Genomic DNA, 22,790 nt, shown 5'->3' with positions numbered 1-22,790 from the left:
AAGTGCCTTACTATAGCAAATGCTATTCAGGCAGGCATCCGACTTTAAGCATGAGTTTGTGAATGTGTTTTACACTAACTGACAATTCGGATACCGCCGGTTAATTATTTCGCAACAGCGATAAATGACTGAAGTTGAGCTTCATTCTGCAGACGCTGCTGCAGGGATGCGGCCTGCGATTTGCTGGCAAACGGCCCCATCTGAATGCGCCAGACCGCGCCGTTCTGCTCAACGCGTCCCGGTACGCCAAACTGCTGGCTCAGACGCTGTTGGTACTGCCTGGCCCGGGCCTGATCGCTCACTGCGCCTACCTGAACCACATAGCTGCCGCTGGCCGCTGCTGGAGCCGCCACCGCCGCACTTTGCGTGGCCGCTGGCGCCGTTACGGGAGCCGGCTGGGTCGCTGGCGCAGCAACGGGAGCAGGGGCCGGAGTCGGCTCGCTGCCTTCCAGCACGCCTGAGGCTAAGGTCGTCGGTGCGCCAAGAAAGCCGCTACTCTTTACCGGCGCGCCGGTAGAATCCTCGCTTTGCAGCGTGTCATTGCTGATCGGGCGAATTTCTCCCCCCGGCTGAGCAGGCTCTGCCGGAGACGAGACGCTTCCCATTCCGCCGTCAAGATTTGGGCGGTCAGGAAGGGCATAGGTCTGTTTTGCCACCGTCGTACACGCGGTACCCGGCCCGGAGAGCGAACCATCCTGTGCGACGATAATCGGATCAATACGGACTTTGGTGTTGTTCGAGGTGTTCAGGCGATCGGCAGACGCGCGCGACAGGGAAATCACCCGGTCATTCCCGTAAGGTCCACGGTCATTGATCCGCACGACGATCATACGGCCATTCGCCAGGTTGGTGATACGGGCGTAGCTCGGGATCGGCAGCGTCGGGTGTGCCGCCGTCAGCTGCATTGGGTCGAACGCTTCCCCGGAAGCCGTCAGGTTACTGCCTGGCTCGGCATCATAAATGGCGGCAAAGCCCGCCTGACTGAAACGGGAAGGATCCTGAACAATTTTATAGCTTTTGCCGTCGCGCTCGTAATCCTGATTGGCACTGGCATTCAGCGGTTCATAAACGGGATCGGCACCGCTGATTTCAACGATCGGGCCATTACACACCGCAGGCTGCGGCGGCGCGACGGTTGCCTGTTGCTGACCATCATCACTTGTGCAGGCCGCAAGTAAACTTGCCGCGATGCAGATCCCCAGCCACTGCTTACGCATTCCGATCCCCTTATTTTTATACGCTTTTTGACAACATTTTTCTGTGGGTATGGATCGACATCACGATACCAAACCCGGCCATCAACACGATCAGTGCCGAGCCTCCGTAACTCACCAGCGGCAGCGGTACGCCTACCACCGGCAGAATACCACTCACCATACCAATATTTACGAAGACATAAACGAATAAAATCAGCATCAACCCGCCGGCCATGACGCGACCAAAGGTGGTTTGCGCGCGCGCTGCAATCCACAATCCCCGCATGATCAGCAGGACGTACAGCGCCAGCAATATTAAGATGCCAACCAGCCCCAGCTCTTCCGCCAGTACCGCAAAGATAAAGTCGGTGTGGCGTTCCGGTAAAAACTCCAGCTGCGACTGCGTGCCGTGCAGCCAGCCTTTACCGCGCAGGCCGCCGGAGCCAATCGCAATCTTGGACTGAATAATATGATAGCCCGCGCCCAGCGGATCGGTTTCCGGATCGAGCAGCATCATGACGCGCTGGCGCTGGTAATCATGCATCAGGAAGAACCAGAGGATAGGAATGAACGCCGCAATCAGCACCACCGCGATACCAATCAGGCGCCAGCTCAGTCCTGACAGGAAAAGGACAAACAGGCCGGAGAGGGCGATAAGGATTGAGGTACCGAGGTCAGGCTGTGCCGCAACCAGCAGCGTCGGCAGGAAAATCAGCACCAGCGCGATGGCGGTATTTTTCAGCGACGGCGGACAGACGTCGCGGTTGATAAAGCGTGCCACCATCAATGGAACGGCGATTTTGGCAATTTCCGAAGGCTGGAAGCGGACAACGCCCAGATCCAGCCAGCGCTGCGCCCCTTTTGAAATGGCGCCAAACGCATCTACCGCAACCAGCAAAATAATACAGAAGATGTAGAGATAGGGCGCCCAGCCTTCATAGACGCGCGGCGGGATTTGCGCCATCACTACCATGATAATCAGACCCATGGCGATCTGGCCGATTTTGCGCTCCATCATGCCGATGTCCTGGCCGCTGGCGCTCCAGATAACCAGGGCGCTGTACACCAGCAGAGCCAGCAGGATCAGCAGCATGGCTGGGTCGATATGGATTTTATCCCACAGCGATTTTTTATTTGGATTATCCGTCATGATTATTGGTCCTCCGCCGCAGCGGCGGCCGGGTTTTCAGCCGGCAGTTCGGTGTTGTTATCACCCAGCATAATGTGGTCAAGAATCTGGCGCATGATGGTCCCTACTGCTGGTCCGGCACCGCCGTTCTCCAGAATCATCGCCACCGCGACCTGCGGGTTATCATAAGGGGCAAACGCCGTCATCAGCTTATGGTCACGCAGACGTTCAGCAATGCGGTGCGCGTTATAGGTTTCGTTGGCTTTCAGACCAAACACCTGCGCGGTACCGGACTTTGCTGCCACTTTGTACGGCGTACCGGCGAAGTACTTATGCGCGGTCCCATTCGGGCGGTTTGCCACGCCGTACATACCGTCTTTCGCAATTTCCCAGAAGCCGGAATGGATGTCACCCACCGGGGCCTCGTGCGGCTGATTCCACGGCACTTTTTTGCCGTCTTCAACCGTGCTCTGCAGCAGATGAGGCACTTTTACCACGCCGTCATTGATGAGGATCATCATGGCTTTGTTCATCTGAATCGGCGTTGCCGTCCAGTAACCCTGGCCGATACCCACCGGGATGGTGTCACCCTGATACCACGGTTTTTTAAAGCGCTTCAGCTTCCATTCACGCGTCGGCATGTTGCCGGAGCGTTCTTCCGCAAGGTCAACGCCGGTGTAGTGTCCGTAGCCGAATTTGCTCATCCACTCTGACAGGCGGTCGATACCCATGTCATACGCCACCTGATAGAAGAAGGTATCCGCGGATTCCTCCAGCGATTTGGTGACGTTCAGATGACCGTGGCCCCATTTTTTCCAGTCACGATAGCGCTTATCTGAACCCGGCAGCTGCCACCAGCCCGGGTCAAACAGGCTGGTATTACGGTTGATAACGCCGGCACTCAGCGCAGAGACCGCCACGTACGGTTTAACCGTTGATGCCGGCGGGTAAACCCCTTGCGTCGCGCGGTTCACCAGCGGCGTGTTCGGGTCATTCAGCAGACCGGAATAGTCTTTACTGGAAATGCCGTCAACAAAGAGGTTCGGGTCATAGCTAGGCATGGAGACCATCGCCAGGATGCCGCCGGTACGGGGATCGGTGACCACAACGGCTGCACGGCTACCCGCCAGCAGGGTTTCGATATACTGCTGTAGCTTGAGGTCGAGCGTCAGGTAGACGTCATGCCCCGCCTGAGGCGGCACTTCTTTCAGCTGGCGGATCACGCGGCCGCGGTTGTTAACTTCAACCTCTTCATAGCCGGTTTGTCCGTGCAGAACGTCTTCGTAGTAACGTTCGATCCCCAGCTTACCGATATCGTGCGTAGCAGCGTAGTTGGCCAGCTTGCCGTCTTTATCAAGGCGGTCGACGTCTTTGTCGTTAATTTTGGAAACGTAGCCAATCACATGCGTCAGCGCGGAGCCGTAGGGGTAGTAGCGACGCTTATATCCCTTCACTTCCACGCCGGGGAAACGGTACTGATTCACCGCAAAGCGGGCCACCTGGACTTCCGTAAGATTGGTTTTAACCGGAATCGAGGTGAAGCGGTGAGAGCGGGCGCGCTCTTTTTTGAAGGCCGCGATATCGTCATCGTTAAGGTCGACAACGCTTTTCAGCGCTTCCAGCGTATCCTGAACATTATCGACTTTTTCCGGCATCATCTCGATTTGATAGATGGTGCGGTTTAACGCCAGCGGTGTGCCGTTACGATCGTAAATAATGCCGCGGCTGGGTGCGATAGGCACCAGCTTAATGCGGTTTTCGTTTGAACGCGTCTGGTAGTCGGTAAAGCGGACAATTTGCAGATTATAGAGGTTGGCGATCAGCACGCCGGTAAGCAGCAAAATCCCGGTAAAGGCGACCAGCGCCCGGCGCACAAACAGCGCGGACTCAGCCGTATAGTCGCGAAAAGAATTCTGTAGTTTCATCCGCTGCTTAATCTACCCTGGTCAGTCATTACTCGCGGTGATAGGGGTGGTTGGTAGTAATGCTCCACGCGCGATACAGGCTTTCTGCCACCAGTACCCGAACGAGCGGGTGGGGAAGCGTCAGCGCGGAGAGAGACCAACTTTGTTCAGCCGCCGCTTTGCAGGCAGGGGATAACCCTTCTGGTCCGCCAATCAACAGACTGACGTCACGACCATCCTGCTTCCAGCGCTCCAGTTCTTGCGCCAGCTGCGGCGTATCCCAGGGTTTACCTGGAATATCGAGGGTGACGATGCGGTTTTTGCCTGCGGCAGCCAGCATCAGTTCGCCCTCTTTATCGAGAATACGTTTGATATCAGCGTTCTTGCCGCGCTTACCGGCGGGAATTTCCACCAGCTCGAACGGCATGTCTTTTGGAAAACGACGCAGATATTCAGTAAAACCGGTTTGTACCCAGTCCGGCATTTTGGTGCCGACGGCGACCAGCTGTAACTTCACGCATTAACCCCAGAGTTTTTCCAGCTCATACAGGCGACGGCTCTCGTCCTGCATGACGTGGACAATCACATCGCCGAGGTCGACTACCACCCAGTCAGCCGTCGCTTCACCTTCAACACCCAGCGGTAACAGCCCTGCTGCACGCGATTCCTGAACCACGTGATCGGCAATTGAAACAACATGACGCGTCGATGTACCGGTGCAGATGATCATGCAGTCGGTAATACTGGATTTACCCTTAACGTCGATAGCGATGATGTCCTGACCTTTCAGATCATCAATTTTGTCAATAACAAAATCCTGGAGTGCTTTACCCTGCAAGTTTTCCCCCTGGGGTGAATGAGATTGTAAAACTTTGAATTCGTAGCCAGACAGTATACCTGAACTCACGCCTGCGTCGGGACAAATGTCTCCGGCCGGGCTTTTGAAGGCGGGTATCATCCCACCCTCCGCCTGAGATTGCATTGCCATTTTTGTAAAACAATTTCTGTAAAGCAACGATCGGCGGGAAAGTCTGGCAGCGGAGAATAACAGTATGGCTTACCCTGTCAAGGCAGGATAAACAATAAGCCGCTTTTTATGCTCTCCGGCTATTCATCTGCGCTTTTCTGATACAAACCGTGCGCATGGATATAGGCCAGCACCGGGGTTGGCAGCAGATCGTCACACGCTAAACCCTGCTGTAAACGCTCGCGAATGAGAGTCGCAGAGATATCGAACCACGGCGTTTCCGCCAGATAGATCTTCCCGGCAGGCTGGTTGTGAAGATCTTCAACATTATCGGTGAGATGGTCTTCCAGCCACTGCTGGTACTGCTCTTCGCGCATGGTCAGCGGATAGCCGGGACGGCGGCAGACGAGCAGGTGGCTGTTCTCCAGGATGGTTTCATACTGATGCCACGTGGGGAAATTCAGCAGAGAATCCTGGCCGATGATAAAGGCAAGCGGCTGGTCTGGTCCTTGTTCGGCGCGCCACTCCTGAAGCGTCTGAGACGTCCAGGAGGGCGTGTCGCGACGCAGCTCACGCTCGTCAAGTCGGAAGAGCGGTTTATCTGCGATGGCAAGGGCAAGCATCTCTTTTCGCTGCTCGCTCGTCGCCTCGGGCTGTGGACGATGGGGCGGGACATTGTTGGGCATGATGGTGACGCGCTGAAGTCCGATCAGATTCGCCAGAATTTCAACCGGCTTCAGATGTCCGTAATGTACCGGGTCGAAGGTGCCGCCATATAAGGCCTGTAAAGAATGCATGCTATCCATCAATAAAAACGTCTGCCAGCGCCTTGTGGCAGAGCAGCAGGGAAAGGCTTTCCAGCTCCGCCCAGACCGACTGGCCGTAATCTTGTTTTAACGTGAGCTCAGCGCGCATCAGAAGCTGCACAGCCTGACGAAGCTGTTCATGACTCAGGCGGTTGACGGCCTCGGTGGTCAAAGCGCGGCGATTTTGCCACACGCGGTGTTTATCAAACAGCGAACGCAGCGGCGTATGGGCAGACTGACGCTTGAGCGTAATCAGCAGCAGCAATTCGCGCTGCAGCGTACGCAGCAGAATAACCGGTTCGCTCCCTTCGAGACGCAGCTGTTGCAGAATATGCAGGGCGCGTTTGCTTTTCGCCGACAGCAGCGCGTCCACCCAGTGGAACGGCGTGAAGTGCGCCGCGTCGTTAACGGCCTGCTCGACGCGCGGCAAGGTCAGCTTGCCATCCGGCCAGAGCAGGGAGAGTCTGTCCAGCGCCTGCGCCAGGGCCAGAAGGTTACCTTCATAGCAGTAGCAGAGCAGTTGGTTCGCCGCATCATCCAGCTGAAGGTTGTTCTGCTTCGCTCTCGCTGCCACCCATTTGGGCAGATGCGCCTGTTCAGGCGTCTGACAGGTCACCTGCACCGCGTGGGCAGCGAGTTGGGTGAACCACGCCGCATTTTCCTGCGCTTTGGTGAGCTTGTTGCCGCGCACAATCAGCAGCAGATCGCTGTGAAGCAGGCTGACCAGCGTGGCCAGCTGTTCATTGATGGCCGCGTTAGGGCCGTTCTCTGGCAGCAGGATCTGAATAGTCTGGCGCGACGCAAAAAGGCTCATCGCCTGACAGAGTGAGAAGAGGGCATTCCAGTCGGTGTTGTTATCCAGCTGGACGGTGTGGTGCTCATCGAAGCCCTGAGAGGCGGCCTCATGCCGCACGGCATCCAGGCTTTCCTGAAGTAATAACGGATCGTTTCCAAGAAGCAGATACGCCGCGCGCAGCCCTTCTTTGAGCTGCGCGCGGAGTTGTTCAGGATACAGCCTGATCATCATTTACCCAGAGAGTTAGCAGCAGGAAGCGTGCCGGCAACGGGTTTTTCAACAATGTCAGAGCCTTGTCTGGTAGACGCTGCAATACCTGGCAGTTTACGGATCAGCTGTTCCGCCGCCTTGTCGTACATTTCGTTGATGATAATCTGCTGTTCGGCATCTTTTGCCAGCGCCGTCTGCGGATTATCGAAGAACGAACGGTACACTTTCGTGCTGATCGGATAGATGTCTTTACCCGGGATCAGGACCGCTGCGTTGACCGTCAGCACCATCTGATATTCAGCTGTACGGCCATCCTGGAAGATAGAGGCCGTATCTCTCGACAGACCACTTCCTGTAACGCGCAGAGACGGTACATCCTGGCGTAGCGTTTGTTTCTCAACAAGCTCAACGCCGTTCAGACGCAGCTGATTACGAATTGCCCGGCTGAGTGGACCATTCGGATCTGATGAGTCGAAAATCATCGTTTTCATCTCAGCAGGCACCGCCGTGGTATTGCGCAGGTGCCAGCCACAGCCGGCGGTGACAAGCACCGCCAGTGATAAGAGTATTGTTGCCAGTTGTCGCACGTTTCCTCCCGCGCTTAGCCAACGACCAGATTGAGCAGTTTACCCGGTACGTAGATCACTTTACGTACGGTAACGCCCTCAAGATATTTTGCGACCAGAGGTTCCTGGCCCGCGCGCTCGCGAACCTGTTCTTCGGTTGCATCGACCGCCACGGTAATTTTACCGCGGACTTTGCCGTTTACCTGGACCACAACCAGCGTCGTGTTTTCTACCATCGCTGATTCGTCAGCCTGCGGCCACGGCGCGTTGTCGATATCGCCTTCGCCTTTCAGCTCCTGCCACAGGGTGAAGCTGACGTGCGGAGTGAACGGGTTCAGCATGCGAACAACAGCAAGCAGCGCTTCACGCATTAAGGCACGATCCTGCTCGCCGTCCTGCGGAGCCTTCGCCAGCTTGTTCATCAGTTCCATAATAGCCGCAATTGCGGTATTGAAGGTCTGACGACGACCAATATCATCGGTCACTTTCGCAATCGTTTTATGAACATCGCGACGCAGCGCCTGCTGATCTTCAGTCAGTGCGGCGGCGTTCAGCGCCGGGGCATCGCCCAGTGCAGTGTGTTCGTAAACCAGTTTCCAGACGCGTTTCAGGAAGCGGTTCGCCCCTTCCACGCCGGACTCCTGCCATTCCAGGGTCATGTCCGCCGGAGAGGCAAACATCATGAACAGACGCACGGTATCCGCACCGTAACGCTCAACCATCACCTGCGGATCGATACCGTTGTTTTTCGACTTGGACATCTTGCTCATGCCGGTGTAGACCAGTTCATGACCTTCGGCGTCTTTCGCCTTAACGATACGGCCCTTCTCGTCACGCTCGACGATCGCATCAACCGGTGAAACCCAGTTACGCTCGCCGTTGGCACCAACATAATAGAACGCATCTGCCAGCACCATGCCCTGACACAGCAGCTGTTTTGCTGGTTCGTCAGAGTTCACCATGCCTGCATCGCGCATCAGTTTGTGGAAGAAGCGGAAGTAGAGCAGGTGCATGATGGCGTGTTCGATGCCGCCGATATAGATATCAACCGGCAGCCAGTAGTTTGCCGCATCGGAATCGAGCATACCGTCCTGATACTGCGGGCAGGTGTAGCGCGCATAGTACCAGGATGACTCCATAAAGGTGTCAAAGGTGTCGGTTTCACGCAGCGCAGGCTGTCCGTTAACGGTGGTTTTTGCCCACTCCGGATCGGCTTTAATCGGGCTGGTGATACCGTCCATGACCACGTCTTCCGGCAGGATCACCGGGAGCTGATCTTCCGGGGTTGGCATCACGGTGCCATCTTCCAGCGTCACCATCGGGATTGGCGCACCCCAGTAACGCTGACGGGACACGCCCCAGTCGCGCAGACGGAAGTTAACTTTACGTTCGCCCACGCCCAGAGAGGCCAGCTTATCGGCGATGGCGTTGAAGCCCTCTTCGAAGCTCAGACCGCTAAATTCACCGGAGTTGAACAGGGTGCCTTTTTCAGTCAGCGCGTGTTCAGACAGGTCTGGTTCTGAACCGTCAGCCGCCAGGATGACAGGCTTGATGGTCAGGCCATATTTGGTGGCAAATTCGTAGTCGCGCTGGTCGTGACCCGGAACAGCCATCACGGCGCCAGTGCCGTACTCCATCAGAACGAAGTTGGCGGCCCAGACAGGGATTGCTTCGCCTGTCAGTGGGTGAATGGCTTTAAAGCCGGTATCAACCCCTTTTTTCTCCATCGTCGCCATGTCGGCTTCGGCCACTTTGGTGTTGCGGCACTCGTCGATGAAGGTCGCCAGCTCCGGATTGTTTTCCGCCGCTTTCTGCGCCAGCGGATGACCTGCGGCCACGGCCAGGTAGGTCGCGCCCATGAAGGTATCCGGACGGGTGGTGTAGACAGTCAGAGTCTGGTCGTAGTTCTCAACGTTGAAGGTAATCTCCACGCCTTCAGAACGGCCGATCCAGTTGCGCTGCATGGTCTTAACGGTATCTGGCCAGTGATCCAGGTTATCCAGATCGTTCAGCAGCTCATCAGCGTAAGCGGTGATTTTGATAAACCATTGTGGGATCTCTTTACGCTCAACTTTGGTGTCACAGCGCCAGCAGCAGCCGTCGATAACCTGTTCGTTCGCGAGAACGGTCTGGTCATTCGGGCACCAGTTAACGGCAGAGGTCTTCTTATACACCAGGCCTTTTTTGTACAGCTCGGTGAAGAACTTCTGCTCCCAGCGATAGTATTCCGGGGTACAGGTTGCCAGCTCGCGGCTCCAGTCATAGCCAAAGCCCAGCATTTTGAGCTGGTTTTTCATGTACGCGATGTTGTCGTACGTCCACGGCGCCGGAGCGGTGTTGTTTTTGACCGCCGCGCCTTCCGCAGGCAGACCGAACGCATCCCAGCCGATAGGCTGCAGAACGTTTTTACCCAGCATGCGCTGGTAGCGTGCAATCACATCGCCGATGGTGTAGTTACGCACATGGCCCATGTGTAGTCGACCAGAAGGATAGGGAAGCATCGACAGGCAGTAATACTTCTCTTTGCTCTCGTCTTCGGTTACTTCAAAGGTGCGCTTCTCGTCCCAGTGTTGCTGGACTTTTGATTCTATCTCTTCCGGGCGGTATTGCTCTTGCATGGCAGCCAGTGGTCCTGTTTTCAATACAGCTACAAATGTAGCCAATGGATGTGGTAATTCAGATCCGCATAGCATAGCCCAAACGCCCGCGTCAAAACAGCCTTTCGCACAAATGCGCTTTGCAGGAATTTACCGGGTCTGTGCTTCACCTGACAAAGCGGCGATGAAATAAGGTCTATTATTAGAAATAGTTACTTACCCGGGAGGCAAAATGATGAACAAGGTTGCTCAATTTTACCGCGAACTGGTGGCGACACTGACGGAACGGCTGCGTAACGGCGAGCGAGATATCGATGCGCTGGTGGAGCAGGCGCGTGCCCGCGTGACGCAAACGGGTGAGTTAACGCGAACCGAAGTGGAAGAGGTGACGCGCGCCGTGCGTCGCGATCTGGAAGAGTTCGCGCGCAGCTACCAGGAGAGTCAGGAGGAGGTCACTGACAGCGTTTTTATGCGGGTGATTAAAGAGAGCCTGTGGCAGGAGCTGGCCGACATCACGGATAAAACGCAGCTGGAGTGGCGCGAGGTCTTTCAGGATTTGAACCATCACGGTGTGTATCACAGTGGTGAGGTGGTCGGCTTGGGAAATCTGGTGTGCGAGAATTGCCACCACCATATTGCGGTATATACGCCGGATGTCCTGCCGCTGTGTCCGAAATGCGGCCACGATCAGTTCCAGCGTCGGCCGTTTGAGCCCTAAATAAAAGCAAAACGGCAACTATGTTGCCGTTTTTAGTGTTTGCCCCCTCTCCCCGTGGGAGAGGGTTGGGGTGAGGGCATCAGGCTGCACTATAGTAAGCCAGTCTCTTCGCCAGCAAATCCACAAACGCCTCGCGATCGATGTCCACCATCACCGTGGTATTAGGTTTATTCCCCGTCAGCGAGTAGTAATCCACCACCGTCATTCCCTGGGTGTATTTTCCCTGCGTCTCAACACCAACCCATCTGTCCACCGTGGTGAACATCTCCGGCTTCAGTAGCCAGGCAATGGTGCACGGGTCGTGCAGCGGCGCGCCGTGGAAGCCCCATTTCTCGGCTTTGTGATATTCCATAAAGAAGTCGAGCAGCTCGGCCACGGTTGTCGCGACCGTATTACCCACCGAGCGAAAACGCTCAATATCGTCCGCCATAATCTGCGCGCGGTGGGTAACGTCCAGCCCGGCCATCACAATCGGTAAGCCGGACTGAAAGACGATTTCCGCCGCTTCCGGGTCGACAAAGATGTTGAACTCCGCCGCAGGCGTCCAGTTCCCCAGCCCCATGGCCCCGCCCATAATCACAATACGGGCAATTTTATTATGCAGCTCAGGATGGCTGTTCAGCAGCAGCGCAACGTTGGTTTGCGGTCCGGTTGCCACCAGCGTTACCGGTTCCGCGCTTTCGCGCAGCACCTTCGCCATCAGCTCGACGGCGGTACAGTTTTGCGGCGTGAAACCCGGCTCCGGCAGTGCCGGACCATCCAGCCCGCTTTCACCATGAACGTTGTCGGCAATAATCAGCTCGCGCATCAGCGGCTTCACGGCCCCGCCGGCGACAGGAATATCGGTGCGTTTGAGCAGCGTGAGCATGCGCAGCACGTTGCGCAGGGTTTTGTCAGGCGTCTGGTTTCCGGCGGATGAAGTGACGGCTTTTACCACGAGTTCAGGGGAGGCAAGAGCGAGGACGAGCGCGATCGCGTCGTCATGACCCGGATCGCAATCGAGAATAATAGGCTGTGCCATAGCGTTCTCCATACGTAGCGTTATTTTGTGACAAGGTTAACGCTGCAATGTGACGCCGACGAGAGGAACTGAGCGAAAGCGTGAAGCAGTGCGCAATCCGCAGATTGCGCACCGGGAAGGTTAGTGCAGGATTTTCGCAAGGAAATCTTTCGCACGCTCGGATTTCGGGTTAGCGAAGAACTCTTCTTTCGGGGAATCTTCGACAATTTTCCCTTCGTCCATAAAGATCACGCGGTTGGCCACCTTACGGGCGAAGCCCATTTCGTGGGTCACCACCATCATGGTCATCCCTTCGTGCGCCAGTTCGACCATTACGTCCAGCACTTCGTTGATCATCTCCGGATCGAGCGCCGAAGTTGGCTCATCAAACAGCATGGCAACCGGATCCATGCACAGCGCGCGGGCGATCGCCACACGCTGCTGTTGGCCGCCGGAGAGCTGCGCCGGGAACTTATCGGCATGCGCAGAGAGGCCAACGCGTTCCAGGAGCTTCAGACCTTTCTCGCGCGACGCTTTTTTATCACGCTTGAGCACTTTCACCTGGGCCAGGGTCAGGTTCTCAATAATGGAGAGGTGAGGGAACAGCTCAAAATGCTGGAACACCATACCAACGTGAGAGCGAAGCTGGGCAAGATTGGTTTTCTTGTCGTTGACCTTTGTGCCGTTGACGACGATCTCACCCTGCTGCACCGGCTCCAGTCCGTTGACGGTTTTGATCAGCGTCGATTTACCGGAGCCGGACGGCCCGCACACCACCACCACGTCGCCTTTTTTGACTTCGGTGGAGCAGTCGGTCAGCACCTGAAAGTGCCCATACCATTTAGAAACATTTTTCAGGGAAATCATTATACCGTCCTTTTCTTCAGCCAGCTGACCAACAGCGACGCGCTTAAACTAATCACAAAATAGACCGCACCCGCAAAGAGCACCATCTCGACCTGCGTACCATCACGTTCACCGATGGTTGACGCGGTACGGAAGAAGTCTGCCAGACTCAGAACGTAGACCAGCGAGGTATCCTGGAACAGCACGATACCCTGGGTCAGCAGGAGCGGAACCATGGCGCGAAACGCCTGCGGCAGAATAATGAGCTGCATGGACTGCCAGTGCGTCATTCCCAGCGCCAGCGCGGCGCTGGATTGCCCGCGGGAGATACTCTGAATGCCCGCTCGGATAATTTCTGAGTAGTAAGCGGCCTCGAACATTGAGAACGCCACCATGGCGGAGATCAGACGGATATCGGTTTTCGGCGACAGCCCCAGCACGTTCTGCAGGAAACCGGGCACAATCAGGTAAAACCACAGCAGCACCATCACCAGCGGGATGGAACGGAACACGTTAACGTAGGCGGTCGCAAACCAGGCGAGCGGCTTAAAGCTCGACAGGCGCATGACGGCCAGCAGGGTACCCCAGACGATACCAATGATGATGGCGATAACGGTGATTTTTAAGGTAATCACCAGTCCATCAAGCAGGTAAGGCATGGATGGAACGATAGAACTCCAGTCAAATTCGTACATTATTTGCCCCCCAGATTACCCGGCAGGCGGATTTTGCGTTCAACCAGGTTCATCACCAGCATGATGAAAGCGTTAATCAGAACATACGCGAGCGTAATCGCGGTGAAGGATTCCCACGCGTGAGCGGAGTAATCCAGCAGCTTGCCCGCCTGCGCGGCCATGTCGACCAGGCCGATAGTCGAGGCGATGGCCGAGTTTTTTACCAGGTTCATCATCTCGGAGGTCATCGGCGGAACGATAACGCGGTAGGCGTTAGGCAGCAGCACGTAGCGGTAGGTTTGGGGCAGCGTCAGGCCCATTGCCAGGCCCGCGTTTTTTTGTCCACGCGGCAATGACTGAATGGCGGCACGCACCTGCTCGCAAACGCGTGCAGCGGTAAACAGCCCCAGACACATCATGGAGGAGACAAAGAACTGCACGTTCGGATCCAGTTCCGACTTGAACCACATGCCAATATTTTCCGGCAGCAGTTCCGGGATGACCAGATACCAGGTAAAGAATTGCACGATCAGCGGAACGTTACGGAACAGTTCCACATACAGGGTGCCAAGCGTTGAAAGAAAACGGTTAGGGACGGTGCGCAGAATACCGAACAAAGAACCGACAAGAAACGCGATAATCCACGCCGTTATCGATAGTGCCACGGTGACCTGAAAGCCGCTCCACAGCCAGCCAAGATAGGTGGTGTTGCCGAACGGGGCTTGTTGCAGGAATATGCCCCAGTTCCAGTCTATTGACATAATAAACTCCAGAAAAAAAGGGTAGCAGCGCTACCCTCGAAGATTGGTGAGAAGCTCATTTTTCGCGCTGAGTGGGGAACGACCACTCAACGTATAGTCTGTCCATGCTTCCCGACAATCGAGAGGGCAGGAGATCCCGCCCCTGTAGTTCTAATTAGTTAAGAGCCTTGTCATTTGGTGATTTGAACAGCGCTTTCATGTCGTCAGACAGTTCAAAATTCATGTTCAGGTTTTTTGGTGGAATCGGGTTCTTGAACCACTTGTCGAACCATTTCTCCGCTTCGCCGGAGGTCTGCACCTGAGCGATGGTGTCATCGATCAGCTTTTTGAACTGCGGGTCGTCTTTACGCAGCATACAGCCGTAGGCTTCTTTGGACTGCGCGGTACCGACGATATCCCAGTTGTCTGGTTTTTTCGCTTTCGCACGTTCGCCCGCCAGCAGAGCATCATCCATCATAAACGCGACGGCACGACCGCTTTCCAGGGTACGGAAGGAGTCGCCATGGTCTTTCGCGCTGATGATGCGCATATCCATTTTCTTCTCGTCGTTCAGCTTGTGCAGCAGCACTTCTGACGTCGTACCAGAGGTCACAACAACCGCTTTGCCTTTCAGGTCAGCGAAGTCTTTGATCTCGCCGCCTTTCTTCGTCAGCAGACGGGTGCCCACGACAAAGATAGTGTCAGAGAATGCTGCCTGTTTCTGACGCTCGAGGTTGTTGGTGGTGGAGCCACACTCGAAGTCAAAGGTGCCGTTTTGCAGCAGTGGAATACGGTTCTGTGAAGTGATTGGGATCAGCTTCACCTGCAGGTCAGGTTTGTTCAGCTTTTTCTTCACAGCTTCAACGATGGCGTTGGAGTAATCCTGTGAATAGCCCACGACTTTTTGCGTGTTGTCGTAGTAAGAGAACGGGACAGAAGATTCACGGTGGCCGACCACGATGACGCCGTTTTTGGCAATCTTGTCGAGAGTGCTGCCTGCTGCCGGAGCATCTTCAGCGTGAACCACGCCTGCAGACATTCCCATAACCAGCATTGCTGTGGCCAGTTTACGTAATTGCATACCCAACTCCTTTTTTATCAGCGCCAGCGACGCATTGATACCCATTGTGATGTTGTTATATCTCGCGCAGTGCGAGTGCAGTGTTATGCAAGCTTGTTAACATTTAGTCTGGCTTAATGTAAAGATTTTGCTGCGTTATTGTTTATTTTTGCGAAGCGCGCCGCACCATTCAGAGGCAAATATCTCCCGTTGCACCGTTTCGGTGCTACCGATGATCTACGCTGGTGCGACAAAGTTGCACGTTAAGCCAAACTGCGTTTACCTGAATAAACAAAGCAATAGGCGTGCCAGAATGGGAGTCTGGAGAAAATTGTCGGGTGGCGGCTACGCCACCCGACAACAGAAGGAAAGGTTATTTACGACGCTGACGCAGGCTCATCAGCACCGCGCCAAAGCCGAACAGCGCGGTCAGTACCCACAGCGGCCAGTTGCCGGTGCGCGCGTATGGCGTCAGCCCCGTGGTTGGCGTGACTTTAGTGGTCAGTACCTCGCGGGTAAACTGCGGGATCATTGCCTGAATTTCACCCTGCGGACCAATCACGGCCGTGATGCCGTTGTTGGTACTGCGCAGCAGCGGACGCGCCAGCTCCAGGGAGCGCATGCGTGCCATCTGGAAGTGCTGCCACGGGCCGATTGACTTACCAAACCAGGCATCGTTAGAGATGGTCAGCAGATAGTCCGTATCCGGGCGGAAGTTATCGCGCACCTGCTCGCCGAGGATGATTTCGTAGCAGATGGCCGCCGTCAGGGCAGCGCCGTGCGCGTGCAGCTGAGGCTGTACGTACGGGCCGCGGCTGAAAGAGGACATCGGCAGGTCAAAGAACGGGGCCAGCGGGCGCAGAATCGACTCCAGCGGGACAAATTCACCAAACGGCACCAGGTGGTTCTTGTTGTACCGGTCAGTGGAGTGGTAGCTGTACTCGCTGTCTTTCCCGAGCGTAATGATGCTGTTGTAGGTGTCGTAGCGGTTGTGCTGATTCAGACGCGCATCGACAATCCCGGTGATCAGCGTGCTGCCCCGAGCCAGCAGCAGGTCGTTCATCATGTTGAGGAACGGCTGCTGGTTGAGCTCCAGATCGGGAATGGCAGACTCCGGCCAGATAATCAGCTGTGATTTTCCCATCACCTCTTCGGTGGCGTTGGCGTAGATCTTCAGCGTATTCAGCAGTTCTTTCTCGTCCCACTTCATGGACTGCGGGATGTTCCCCTGCACCATGGAAACCTGCAGGGTGCGCTTTGGCTCGGGCGTGAACCACTGGATATAGCGCAGCGGGAAGGGCAGGGCAAACAGCACCAGCGCCACAGCCAGCGGCTTCCAGCAGCGTGTGACCAGCGCTAATACCAGCAGGCCGCTCACCACCATCAGCAGGAAGTTGATGGCCTCAACGCCCATGACCGGCGCCAGCCCCTTCAGGGGGCCGTCAATCTGGCTGTAGCCGAACTGTAGCCACGGGAAGCCCGTCAGCACCCAGCCGCGCAGGAACTCGGTTATTTGCCAGACCACCGGCGCGGCAATGGCGACGCGCAGCCAGGTAGTTTTTGGCCACAGGCGAGAAAGGATGCCGGCGAACAGACCGGTATAGAGCGAGAGATACGCGGCGAGCAATACCACCAGGAAGACGTTTACCGGGCCAGGCATACCGCCAAACTGGGCGATGCTGACATAGACCCAGTTGATACCTGAGCCAAACAGCCCCAGCCCCCAGAAGTAACCGATGGCAGCAGCCTGTACCGGACGACGATTCAGGGTCAGGCCCTGAAGCCCCATCAGGGAGAGAATGGCGGCAGGCCATATATCGTAAGGAGAAAAAGCCAGCGTACCGCTGGCTCCGAGTAACAGCGCCAGCAGCAAACGGACGCGCTGGCGTTCAAGCAGTGGGGCAAATGCCATTTACATTAATCTTCCAGTTTTGGCACCGGTGAGTCGTCCGGCGTTCTGACGTGAACCTGTATAATACGTCGGCTGTCGGCCATTGCCACTTTGAACTGGTAACCGTCGATGTCAACGGTCTCACCGCGCGCCGGGAGGTGGCCAAAGGCCTGCATCACCAGCCCGCCAATGGTATCGACCTCTTCATCGCTGAAGTGGGTACCGAAGGCGTCGTTGAAGTCCTCGATGGAGGCCAGCGCGCGCACGGTCCAGGTGTGGCGGCTAAGCTGACGGAAGTCGATATCTTCTTCTTCGTCGTACTCGTCTTCGATTTCGCCCACGATCAGCTCAAGAATATCCTCGATCGTGACCAGACCGGAAACGCCACCAAACTCATCAATAACAATCGCCATGTGGTAACGCTGAGAGCGAAATTCTTTCAGCATCCGATCCACACGTTTACTTTCCGGCACAACCACGGCCTGGCGTAACACTTTTTCCATGCTGAAGGCTTCGGCATCGCTGCGCATAAACGGCAGCAGATCTTTGGCCATCAAAATCCCTTCGATGTGATCTTTGTCTTCGCTGATGACCGGGAAACGCGAGTGGGCGGATTCGATGATCACATCGAGGCACTCGTCCAGAGTCTGGTTACGTTTCAGGGTGATCATCTGCGAGCGGGGGATCATGATATCGCGAACGCGCTGGTCGGCGATGTCCATAACCCCTTCGAGCATTTCACGCGTATCTTCGTCGATAAGGTCGTTCTGCCCGGAATCACGAATCAGCTCCAGCAGTTCATCACGGTTTTTGGGTTCGCCGTGGAAAAGCTGGTTCAGAATGAGGGAGAAAAATCCCTTTTTACTGGTTGTCGTGTCGCTACTGTGTGAATTGTCGTCGCTCATGGCGTTTGTTAAGGGTTCTCTTGTTGGTTCAACGTTTACCGCCACGCGATATCCTTTCGTGGCGGCATGTGAGTCCGTCAGGTGACGGACTATTCTTTCTCGGCAATGTACGGATCCTCATAGCCCAGAGCAAGCATTATCTCTGTCTCGAGGGACTCCATCTCTTCCGCTTCGTCATCTTCAATGTGATCGTAGCCGAGCAGATGCAGGCTGCCGTGTACCACCATATGCGCCCAGTGGGCCTCAAGCGGCTTTTGCTGCTCTTTCGCTTCCTGTTCAACCACCTGACGGCAGATGATCAGATCGCCCAGCAGCGGCATCTCAATGCCTGGAGGCGCTTCAAACGGGAAAGAGAGCACGTTGGTCGGCTTATCTTTCCCGCGATAGGTCAGGTTAAGCTCATGGCTTTCTGCTTCATCCACCAGGCGAATCGTCACTTCTGATTCTTCCTGAAACTGGGGGATTACCGCATCCAGCCATTTCTGAAACTGTGCCTCATCTGGCATGCCGGAATTGTCTTCACAGGCCAGCTGTAAATCGAGGATCACCTGACTCATTTCTGTTCTTGCTCCTGCGCTTCGCGCTTACGTTCTGCGGCCAGTTCGGCCTTACGCTTCTGATCCGCCTCTTCCCAGGCTTCATAGGCGTTAACGATACGCGCGACCACCGGGTGGCGTACCACGTCTTCACTGTGGAAGAAGTTAAAGCTGATTTCGTCGACCTCGGCCAGCACCTCAATCGCGTGGCGCAGGCCTGATTTGGTGCTGCGCGGCAGGTCGATCTGGGTGACGTCACCGGTAATGACCGCTTTCGAGTTAAAGCCGATACGCGTCAGGAACATCTTCATCTGTTCGATGGTGGTGTTCTGGCTCTCATCGAGAATGATGAACGCATCGTTCAGCGTACGACCGCGCATGTAGGCGAGCGGGGCCACTTCGATAACGTTACGCTCAATGAGCTTCTCAACCTTCTCAAAGCCGAGCATCTCGAACAGCGCATCGTATAAAGGACGCAGATACGGGTCGACCTTTTGACTCAGATCGCCCGGCAGGAAGCCCAGCTTTTCGCCCGCTTCGACGGCAGGGCGGGTCAGCAGGATGCGACGGATCTCCTGGCGTTCCAGCGCATCTACCGCAGCGGCAACGGCCAGATAGGTTTTACCCGTACCCGCCGGACCCACGCCGAAGGTGATATCGTGGTCGAGGATATTGGCGATGTACTGCGCCTGGTTTGGCGTACGCGGCTTAATGACGCCACGTTTGGTCTTGATATTGATTGCCTTACCGTAGTCCGGCACGCTTTCCGCGCTTTGCTCAAGCACGCGCGCCTCTTTAATGGCGAGGTGAATTTGTTCCGGTTCGATATCCTGAATTTCGCCGCGCATCGGGGAGGTATCAACATACAGGCTACGCAGAATGTCCGCAGCGGCGTTGACGCAGATAGGGCGTCCGGTAAGTTTGAAATGATTATCGCGACGATTGATTTCGATACCCAGACGTCGCTCCAGTTGTTTGATGTTGTCATCAAACGGCCCGCACAGGCTCAGCAGGCGAGCGTTGTCTGCTGGCTCAAGGCTAATTTCACGCGTATCTATATTCAAACTGTTCCTCTTTAATTGGTTAACTGACCCATTGCGATAGGGCGTAATAAAACGGTCATTACCGAAATTATTCACGCCACAGGATAAAGGCGCAAGCGTTGCGGAAGATATTGGGGACGATGAGAGGAAATACAAGGCCTGCCGGAAAGGCAGGCCAGGAGGATTAAGGCTGGTAAATCCCCACGCCAGAATCGTTTTCTTTACGGGTACGAGAGATCACGGATTCCGGTGACTCGGCAATACGCAGCCCCATTTCGTCCTCGGTGCGTACCAGCTTCGCGCGCAGCGAGTTGGTCAGCACTTCAACAATTTCGACGTCCACGAATTTACCGATCATATCCGGGGTGCCTTCAAAGTTCACCACGCGGTTGTTTTCGGTACGACCGGAGAGTTCCATAATGCTCTTGCGGGAGGTGCCTTCCACCAGAATGCGCTGAACGGTGCCGAGCATACGGCGGCTCCACGCGTTGGCCTGCTGGTTAATACGCTCCTGCAGAATATACAGACGCTGCTTTTTCTCTTCTTCCGGCACATCGTCAACCATATCGGCCGCAGGTGTTCCAGGACGCGCAGAGAAGATGAAGCTGTAGCTGACGTCAAAATTCACTTCACCGATGAGCTTCATGGTGCGCTCGAAGTCATCAGCGGTTTCGCCAGGGAAGCCGACGATAAAGTCGGAGCTGATCTGGATATCCGGACGCGCTTCACGCAGCTTACGAATGGTGGACTTGTACTCCAGCACCGTATGCGGGCGGCCCATCAGGTTCAGCACGCGGTCAGAGCCACACTGAATCGGCAGGTGCAGGAAGCTCACCAGCTCTGGCGTATCGCGATACACGTCAATGATGTCGTCGGTAAACTCCATCGGATGACTGGTGGTAAAGCGAATGCGGTCGATACCGTCAATCGCGGCCACCAGACGCAGCAGCTCGGCAAAGCTGCCGGTGGTGCCGTCGTAGTTTTCCCCGCGCCAGGCGTTAACGTTCTGGCCCAGCAGGTTCACTTCGCGAACGCCCTGCGCGGCAAGCTGCGCAATTTCAAACAGAATATCGTCTGCCGGACGGCTGACTTCTTCACCGCGGGTGTAAGGTACCACGCAGTAAGTGCAGTATTTGTTGCAGCCTTCCATGATGGAGACGAAGGCGGTCGGGCCATCAGCGCGCGGCTCCGGCAGACGGTCAAACTTTTCGATTTCCGGGAAGCTGACGTCAACGACCGGGCTGCGGCTGCCGCGAACCTGATTGATCATCTCCGGCAGGCGGTGCAGGGTCTGAGGACCAAAGACAATATCCACATACGGGGCTCTCTGGCGGATCAGCTTACCTTCCTGCGACGCAACGCAGCCACCCACGCCGATGATCAGGTCCGGATTTTTTCGCTTGAGAAGCTTCCAGCGGCCTAACACGTGAAAGACTTTTTCCTGCGCTTTTTCACGAATCGAACAGGTGTTCAGCAGCAGCACGTCCGCTTCTTTCACATTTTCTGTCAGCTGGTATCCGTGGGTTGAATCCAGCAGATCAGCCATCTTGGATGAATCGTATTCGTTCATCTGACAGCCCCAGGTTTTTATATGGAGTTTTTTAGTCATCGACTTGCTCAGCTCAGGATTGCAAGCCGCGTATTGTAATGCTTTGGTGGGGTTGTGACCAGTATGAAGGTTATGTGTCTCAGGACCGCAAAAATCCGGTAAACTTAAGGGATTCTCCAATAAGGAAAATTGACCATGACACTCCTACACACCGAAGTTGCCGTTGTCGGCGGCGGTATGGTCGGCGGCGCGCTGGCGCTGGGGCTGGCGCAGCAGGGATTTGAGGTAACGGTAATCGAACAGGCTGCTCCACCGGCCTTCGATCCCGCCAGCAAACCGGATGTGCGCATTTCCGCGATCAGCGCGGCGTCCGTCGATCTGCTGCGCGGGCTGGGCGTCTGGGAGGCGGTGCTGGCGATGCGCGCCCATCCTTACAGCCGTCTTGAAACCTGGGAGTGGGAAAATGCCCACGTCGCGTTTGATGCCGCTGAGCTGAAGCTGCCGCGCCTGGGTTATATGGTGGAAAACAACGTGCTCCAGCAGGCGCTCTGGCAGGCGCTGGAGGCGCACCCGAAGGTGACGCTGCGCGTTCCGGCGTCGATTAAGGCTCTGCATCCTCACGAGAGCGGGTATTTGCTGACGCTCGACAGCGGCGATGAACTGGCCGTGAAGCTCGTCGTCGGAGCGGACGGCGCTAACTCGCAGGTCAGACAGATGGCGGGAATTGGCGTTCATGCCTGGCAGTATGAGCAGTCCTGCATGCTGATTACCGCCGAGTGCGAGAATGCGCCGGGAGAAAGCACGTGGCAGCACTTTACGCCGAATGGCCCGCATGCGTTTTTACCGCTGTTTGATAACTGGGCATCCCTGGTCTGGTACGACAAACCGGCACGCATTCGCCAGCTGCAGGGGCTTTCAATGGAACAATTGCAGCGGGAAATTCGCCTGCATTTTCCGAGCCGTCTGGGCAACGTTACGCCGGTGGCTGCCGGGGCGTTTCCCCTCACGCGGCGCCATGCTTTGCAGTATGCCCGTGAAGGGCTGGCGCTGGTGGGCGATGCAGCGCACACCATTCATCCGCTGGCCGGGCAGGGCGTGAATCTGGGGTACCGTGATGTCGATGCGTTACTGGATGTGCTGAGCAGCGCCCGCGGGCACGCGGAAAACTGGGCCAGCCATCAGATTCTCAAGCGTTACCAGACGCGGCGCATGGCGGATAACTTTATTATGCAGTCGGGGATGGATCTGTTCTATGCCGGGTTCAGCAATGACTTAGCCCCGGTGCGCATTCTGCGTAATATTGGATTGATGGCAGCGGAGCGTGCCGGCGGTCTGAAACGTCAGGCGCTGAAATACGCCTTAGGACTTTAGTTTTCATTCCCTCTCCCCGTGGGAGAGGGGCAGGGTGAGGGCATCAGGCCGCACAATACTAACAACAAAAACAAAAAAGCCCGCAGAGCGGGCTTTTTTGTTACTTAAGTGGCTGGGGTGCAGGGATTCGAACCCCGGAATGCTGGTATCAGAAACCAGAGCCTTACCGCTTGGCGACACCCCAATTGCGTTAAACAAACTGCTTAACGACTTTTTAAATTGGCTGGGGTACGAGGATTCGAACCTCGGAATGCCGGAATCAGAATCCGGTGCCTTACCGCTTGGC

At 55.8% G+C, this 22,790-nt stretch carries 21 protein-coding genes and 1 tRNA gene; 2 read left to right on the top strand and 20 right to left on the bottom strand.

What is annotated here, in order from left to right; genetic code table 11:
- Window positions 1-104: 104 nt before the first annotated feature.
- From rlpA to leuS, 9 genes are all read right to left on the bottom strand, one after another.
- On the bottom strand, window positions 105-1,217 hold the full coding sequence (gene rlpA / locus INF68_RS08485) for an endolytic peptidoglycan transglycosylase RlpA (RefSeq protein ID WP_126785958.1): 1,113 nt from the start codon (window positions 1,215-1,217) through the stop codon (window positions 105-107).
- Between the two features lie 16 nt (window positions 1,218-1,233).
- A complete protein-coding gene (mrdB, locus tag INF68_RS08480; protein ID WP_023310746.1) occupies window positions 1,234-2,346 on the bottom strand; it encodes a peptidoglycan glycosyltransferase MrdB in 1,113 nt (370 codons plus the stop codon).
- Between the two features lie 2 nt (window positions 2,347-2,348).
- Complete coding sequence (gene mrdA, locus INF68_RS08475; RefSeq protein WP_126785957.1) at window positions 2,349-4,250, bottom strand: peptidoglycan DD-transpeptidase MrdA; 1,902 nt, start codon at window positions 4,248-4,250, stop codon at window positions 2,349-2,351.
- Window positions 4,251-4,278: 28 nt separating this feature from the next.
- Window positions 4,279-4,746: a 23S rRNA (pseudouridine(1915)-N(3))-methyltransferase RlmH gene (gene rlmH, locus INF68_RS08470; RefSeq protein WP_023310748.1), complete on the bottom strand. Its 468-nt coding sequence runs from the start codon at window positions 4,744-4,746 to the stop codon at window positions 4,279-4,281.
- Between the two features lie 3 nt (window positions 4,747-4,749).
- The gene (rsfS, locus tag INF68_RS08465; protein WP_023334893.1) at window positions 4,750-5,067 is read right to left on the bottom strand and encodes a ribosome silencing factor; all 318 of its coding nucleotides are present in this window, start codon (window positions 5,065-5,067) and stop codon (window positions 4,750-4,752) included.
- 269 nt (window positions 5,068-5,336) lie between these two features.
- Window positions 5,337-6,002, bottom strand: a complete 666-nt coding sequence (gene nadD, locus INF68_RS08460) for a nicotinate-nucleotide adenylyltransferase (protein WP_029740134.1) — start codon at window positions 6,000-6,002, stop codon at window positions 5,337-5,339.
- Window positions 5,995-7,026: a DNA polymerase III subunit delta gene (holA, locus tag INF68_RS08455; protein ID WP_059446433.1), complete on the bottom strand. Its 1,032-nt coding sequence runs from the start codon at window positions 7,024-7,026 to the stop codon at window positions 5,995-5,997. Before holA ends, nadD begins: the two co-directional genes overlap by 8 nt.
- Entirely contained in the window at window positions 7,026-7,595 is a 570-nt protein-coding gene (gene lptE / locus INF68_RS08450) for an LPS assembly lipoprotein LptE (RefSeq protein ID WP_023310752.1), read from the bottom strand. Before lptE ends, holA begins: the two co-directional genes overlap by 1 nt.
- Before the next feature lie 14 nt (window positions 7,596-7,609).
- Window positions 7,610-10,192 carry a leucine--tRNA ligase gene (leuS, locus tag INF68_RS08445; protein WP_023310753.1) on the bottom strand — a complete coding sequence of 861 codons (2,583 nt, stop codon included), beginning with the start codon at window positions 10,190-10,192 and terminating at the stop codon, window positions 7,610-7,612.
- 214 nt (window positions 10,193-10,406) lie between these two features.
- On the opposite strand from leuS, the gene INF68_RS08440 reads away from it, so the two are divergent.
- The gene (locus INF68_RS08440) at window positions 10,407-10,889 is read left to right on the top strand and encodes a zinc ribbon-containing protein (RefSeq protein ID WP_032661386.1); all 483 of its coding nucleotides are present in this window, start codon (window positions 10,407-10,409) and stop codon (window positions 10,887-10,889) included.
- A gap of 79 nt (window positions 10,890-10,968) precedes the next feature.
- On the opposite strand, the gene rihA is transcribed toward INF68_RS08440, so the two are convergent.
- The 10 genes from rihA to miaB form a co-directional block, all read right to left on the bottom strand.
- Window positions 10,969-11,910: a pyrimidine-specific ribonucleoside hydrolase RihA gene (gene rihA / locus INF68_RS08435; protein WP_126785956.1), complete on the bottom strand. Its 942-nt coding sequence runs from the start codon at window positions 11,908-11,910 to the stop codon at window positions 10,969-10,971.
- Between the two features lie 120 nt (window positions 11,911-12,030).
- Window positions 12,031-12,756 carry an amino acid ABC transporter ATP-binding protein gene (locus tag INF68_RS08430; protein WP_014883001.1) on the bottom strand — a complete coding sequence of 242 codons (726 nt, stop codon included), beginning with the start codon at window positions 12,754-12,756 and terminating at the stop codon, window positions 12,031-12,033.
- Window positions 12,756-13,430, bottom strand: a complete 675-nt coding sequence (gene gltK / locus INF68_RS08425) for a glutamate/aspartate ABC transporter permease GltK (RefSeq protein ID WP_014883002.1) — start codon at window positions 13,428-13,430, stop codon at window positions 12,756-12,758. The genes INF68_RS08430 and gltK overlap by 1 nt, the downstream gene beginning before the upstream one ends.
- Window positions 13,430-14,170 (bottom strand): amino acid ABC transporter permease, encoded by a 741-nt coding sequence (locus tag INF68_RS08420; protein ID WP_023310756.1) that lies wholly within the window; start codon window positions 14,168-14,170, stop codon window positions 13,430-13,432. The genes gltK and INF68_RS08420 overlap by 1 nt, the downstream gene beginning before the upstream one ends.
- A gap of 154 nt (window positions 14,171-14,324) precedes the next feature.
- Complete coding sequence (locus INF68_RS08415; protein ID WP_008501049.1) at window positions 14,325-15,230, bottom strand: amino acid ABC transporter substrate-binding protein; 906 nt, start codon at window positions 15,228-15,230, stop codon at window positions 14,325-14,327.
- A gap of 352 nt (window positions 15,231-15,582) precedes the next feature.
- Entirely contained in the window at window positions 15,583-17,121 is a 1,539-nt protein-coding gene (gene lnt / locus INF68_RS08410) for an apolipoprotein N-acyltransferase (protein ID WP_126785955.1), read from the bottom strand.
- Between the two features lie 5 nt (window positions 17,122-17,126).
- Entirely contained in the window at window positions 17,127-18,005 is an 879-nt protein-coding gene (gene corC, locus INF68_RS08405) for a CNNM family magnesium/cobalt transport protein CorC (protein WP_021242574.1), read from the bottom strand.
- Window positions 18,006-18,094: 89 nt separating this feature from the next.
- Window positions 18,095-18,562, bottom strand: coding sequence for an rRNA maturation RNase YbeY (gene ybeY, locus INF68_RS08400; RefSeq protein WP_008501052.1), 468 nt, complete (start codon window positions 18,560-18,562; stop codon window positions 18,095-18,097).
- Window positions 18,559-19,605 carry a PhoH family protein gene (locus tag INF68_RS08395; protein WP_008501053.1) on the bottom strand — a complete coding sequence of 349 codons (1,047 nt, stop codon included), beginning with the start codon at window positions 19,603-19,605 and terminating at the stop codon, window positions 18,559-18,561. Before INF68_RS08395 ends, ybeY begins: the two co-directional genes overlap by 4 nt.
- Before the next feature lie 163 nt (window positions 19,606-19,768).
- Entirely contained in the window at window positions 19,769-21,193 is a 1,425-nt protein-coding gene (miaB, locus tag INF68_RS08390) for a tRNA (N6-isopentenyl adenosine(37)-C2)-methylthiotransferase MiaB (RefSeq protein WP_023310760.1), read from the bottom strand.
- Between the two features lie 135 nt (window positions 21,194-21,328).
- Here miaB and ubiF point away from each other — a divergent pair, with 135 nt between their 5' ends.
- A complete protein-coding gene (gene ubiF, locus INF68_RS08385; RefSeq protein WP_045402162.1) occupies window positions 21,329-22,504 on the top strand; it encodes a 3-demethoxyubiquinol 3-hydroxylase in 1,176 nt (391 codons plus the stop codon).
- Window positions 22,505-22,613: 109 nt separating this feature from the next.
- On the opposite strand, the gene INF68_RS08380 is transcribed toward ubiF, so the two are convergent.
- Window positions 22,614-22,688 (bottom strand) — tRNA-Gln (locus tag INF68_RS08380).
- Window positions 22,689-22,790 lie beyond the last annotated feature (102 nt).

The sequence above is a fragment of the Enterobacter cloacae complex sp. P16RS2 genome, from assembly GCF_014982155.1.
GTDB classification, from domain to species: domain Bacteria; phylum Pseudomonadota; class Gammaproteobacteria; order Enterobacterales; family Enterobacteriaceae; genus Enterobacter; species Enterobacter cloacae_M.
Note: the sequence above shows the minus strand (reverse complement) of the source record. Positions and strands in the feature narration are given on the sequence as shown.

What these genes read in the sequence shown, in the direction of transcription:
- holA (WP_059446433.1), bottom strand. Translation starts at nt 7,026, where the DNA reads ATGATCAGGCTGTATCCTGAACAACTCCGCGCGCAGCTCAAAGAAGGG.
- ybeY (WP_008501052.1), bottom strand. Translation starts at nt 18,562, where the DNA reads ATGAGTCAGGTGATCCTCGATTTACAGCTGGCCTGTGAAGACAATTCC.
- miaB (WP_023310760.1), bottom strand. Translation starts at nt 21,193, where the DNA reads ATGACTAAAAAACTCCATATAAAAACCTGGGGCTGTCAGATGAACGAA.
- INF68_RS08415 (WP_008501049.1), bottom strand. Translation starts at nt 15,230, where the DNA reads ATGCAATTACGTAAACTGGCCACAGCAATGCTGGTTATGGGAATGTCT.
- rihA (WP_126785956.1), bottom strand. Translation starts at nt 11,910, where the DNA reads ATGGCACAGCCTATTATTCTCGATTGCGATCCGGGTCATGACGACGCG.
- ubiF (WP_045402162.1), top strand. Translation starts at nt 21,329, where the DNA reads ATGACACTCCTACACACCGAAGTTGCCGTTGTCGGCGGCGGTATGGTC.
- INF68_RS08430 (WP_014883001.1), bottom strand. Translation starts at nt 12,756, where the DNA reads ATGATTTCCCTGAAAAATGTTTCTAAATGGTATGGGCACTTTCAGGTG.
- leuS (WP_023310753.1), bottom strand. Translation starts at nt 10,192, where the DNA reads ATGCAAGAGCAATACCGCCCGGAAGAGATAGAATCAAAAGTCCAGCAA.
- INF68_RS08440 (WP_032661386.1), top strand. Translation starts at nt 10,407, where the DNA reads ATGAACAAGGTTGCTCAATTTTACCGCGAACTGGTGGCGACACTGACG.
- mrdA (WP_126785957.1), bottom strand. Translation starts at nt 4,250, where the DNA reads ATGAAACTACAGAATTCTTTTCGCGACTATACGGCTGAGTCCGCGCTG.
- nadD (WP_029740134.1), bottom strand. Translation starts at nt 6,002, where the DNA reads ATGGATAGCATGCATTCTTTACAGGCCTTATATGGCGGCACCTTCGAC.
- gltK (WP_014883002.1), bottom strand. Translation starts at nt 13,430, where the DNA reads ATGTACGAATTTGACTGGAGTTCTATCGTTCCATCCATGCCTTACCTG.
- lnt (WP_126785955.1), bottom strand. Translation starts at nt 17,121, where the DNA reads ATGGCATTTGCCCCACTGCTTGAACGCCAGCGCGTCCGTTTGCTGCTG.
- INF68_RS08420 (WP_023310756.1), bottom strand. Translation starts at nt 14,170, where the DNA reads ATGTCAATAGACTGGAACTGGGGCATATTCCTGCAACAAGCCCCGTTC.
- rlpA (WP_126785958.1), bottom strand. Translation starts at nt 1,217, where the DNA reads ATGCGTAAGCAGTGGCTGGGGATCTGCATCGCGGCAAGTTTACTTGCG.
- mrdB (WP_023310746.1), bottom strand. Translation starts at nt 2,346, where the DNA reads ATGACGGATAATCCAAATAAAAAATCGCTGTGGGATAAAATCCATATC.
- corC (WP_021242574.1), bottom strand. Translation starts at nt 18,005, where the DNA reads ATGAGCGACGACAATTCACACAGTAGCGACACGACAACCAGTAAAAAG.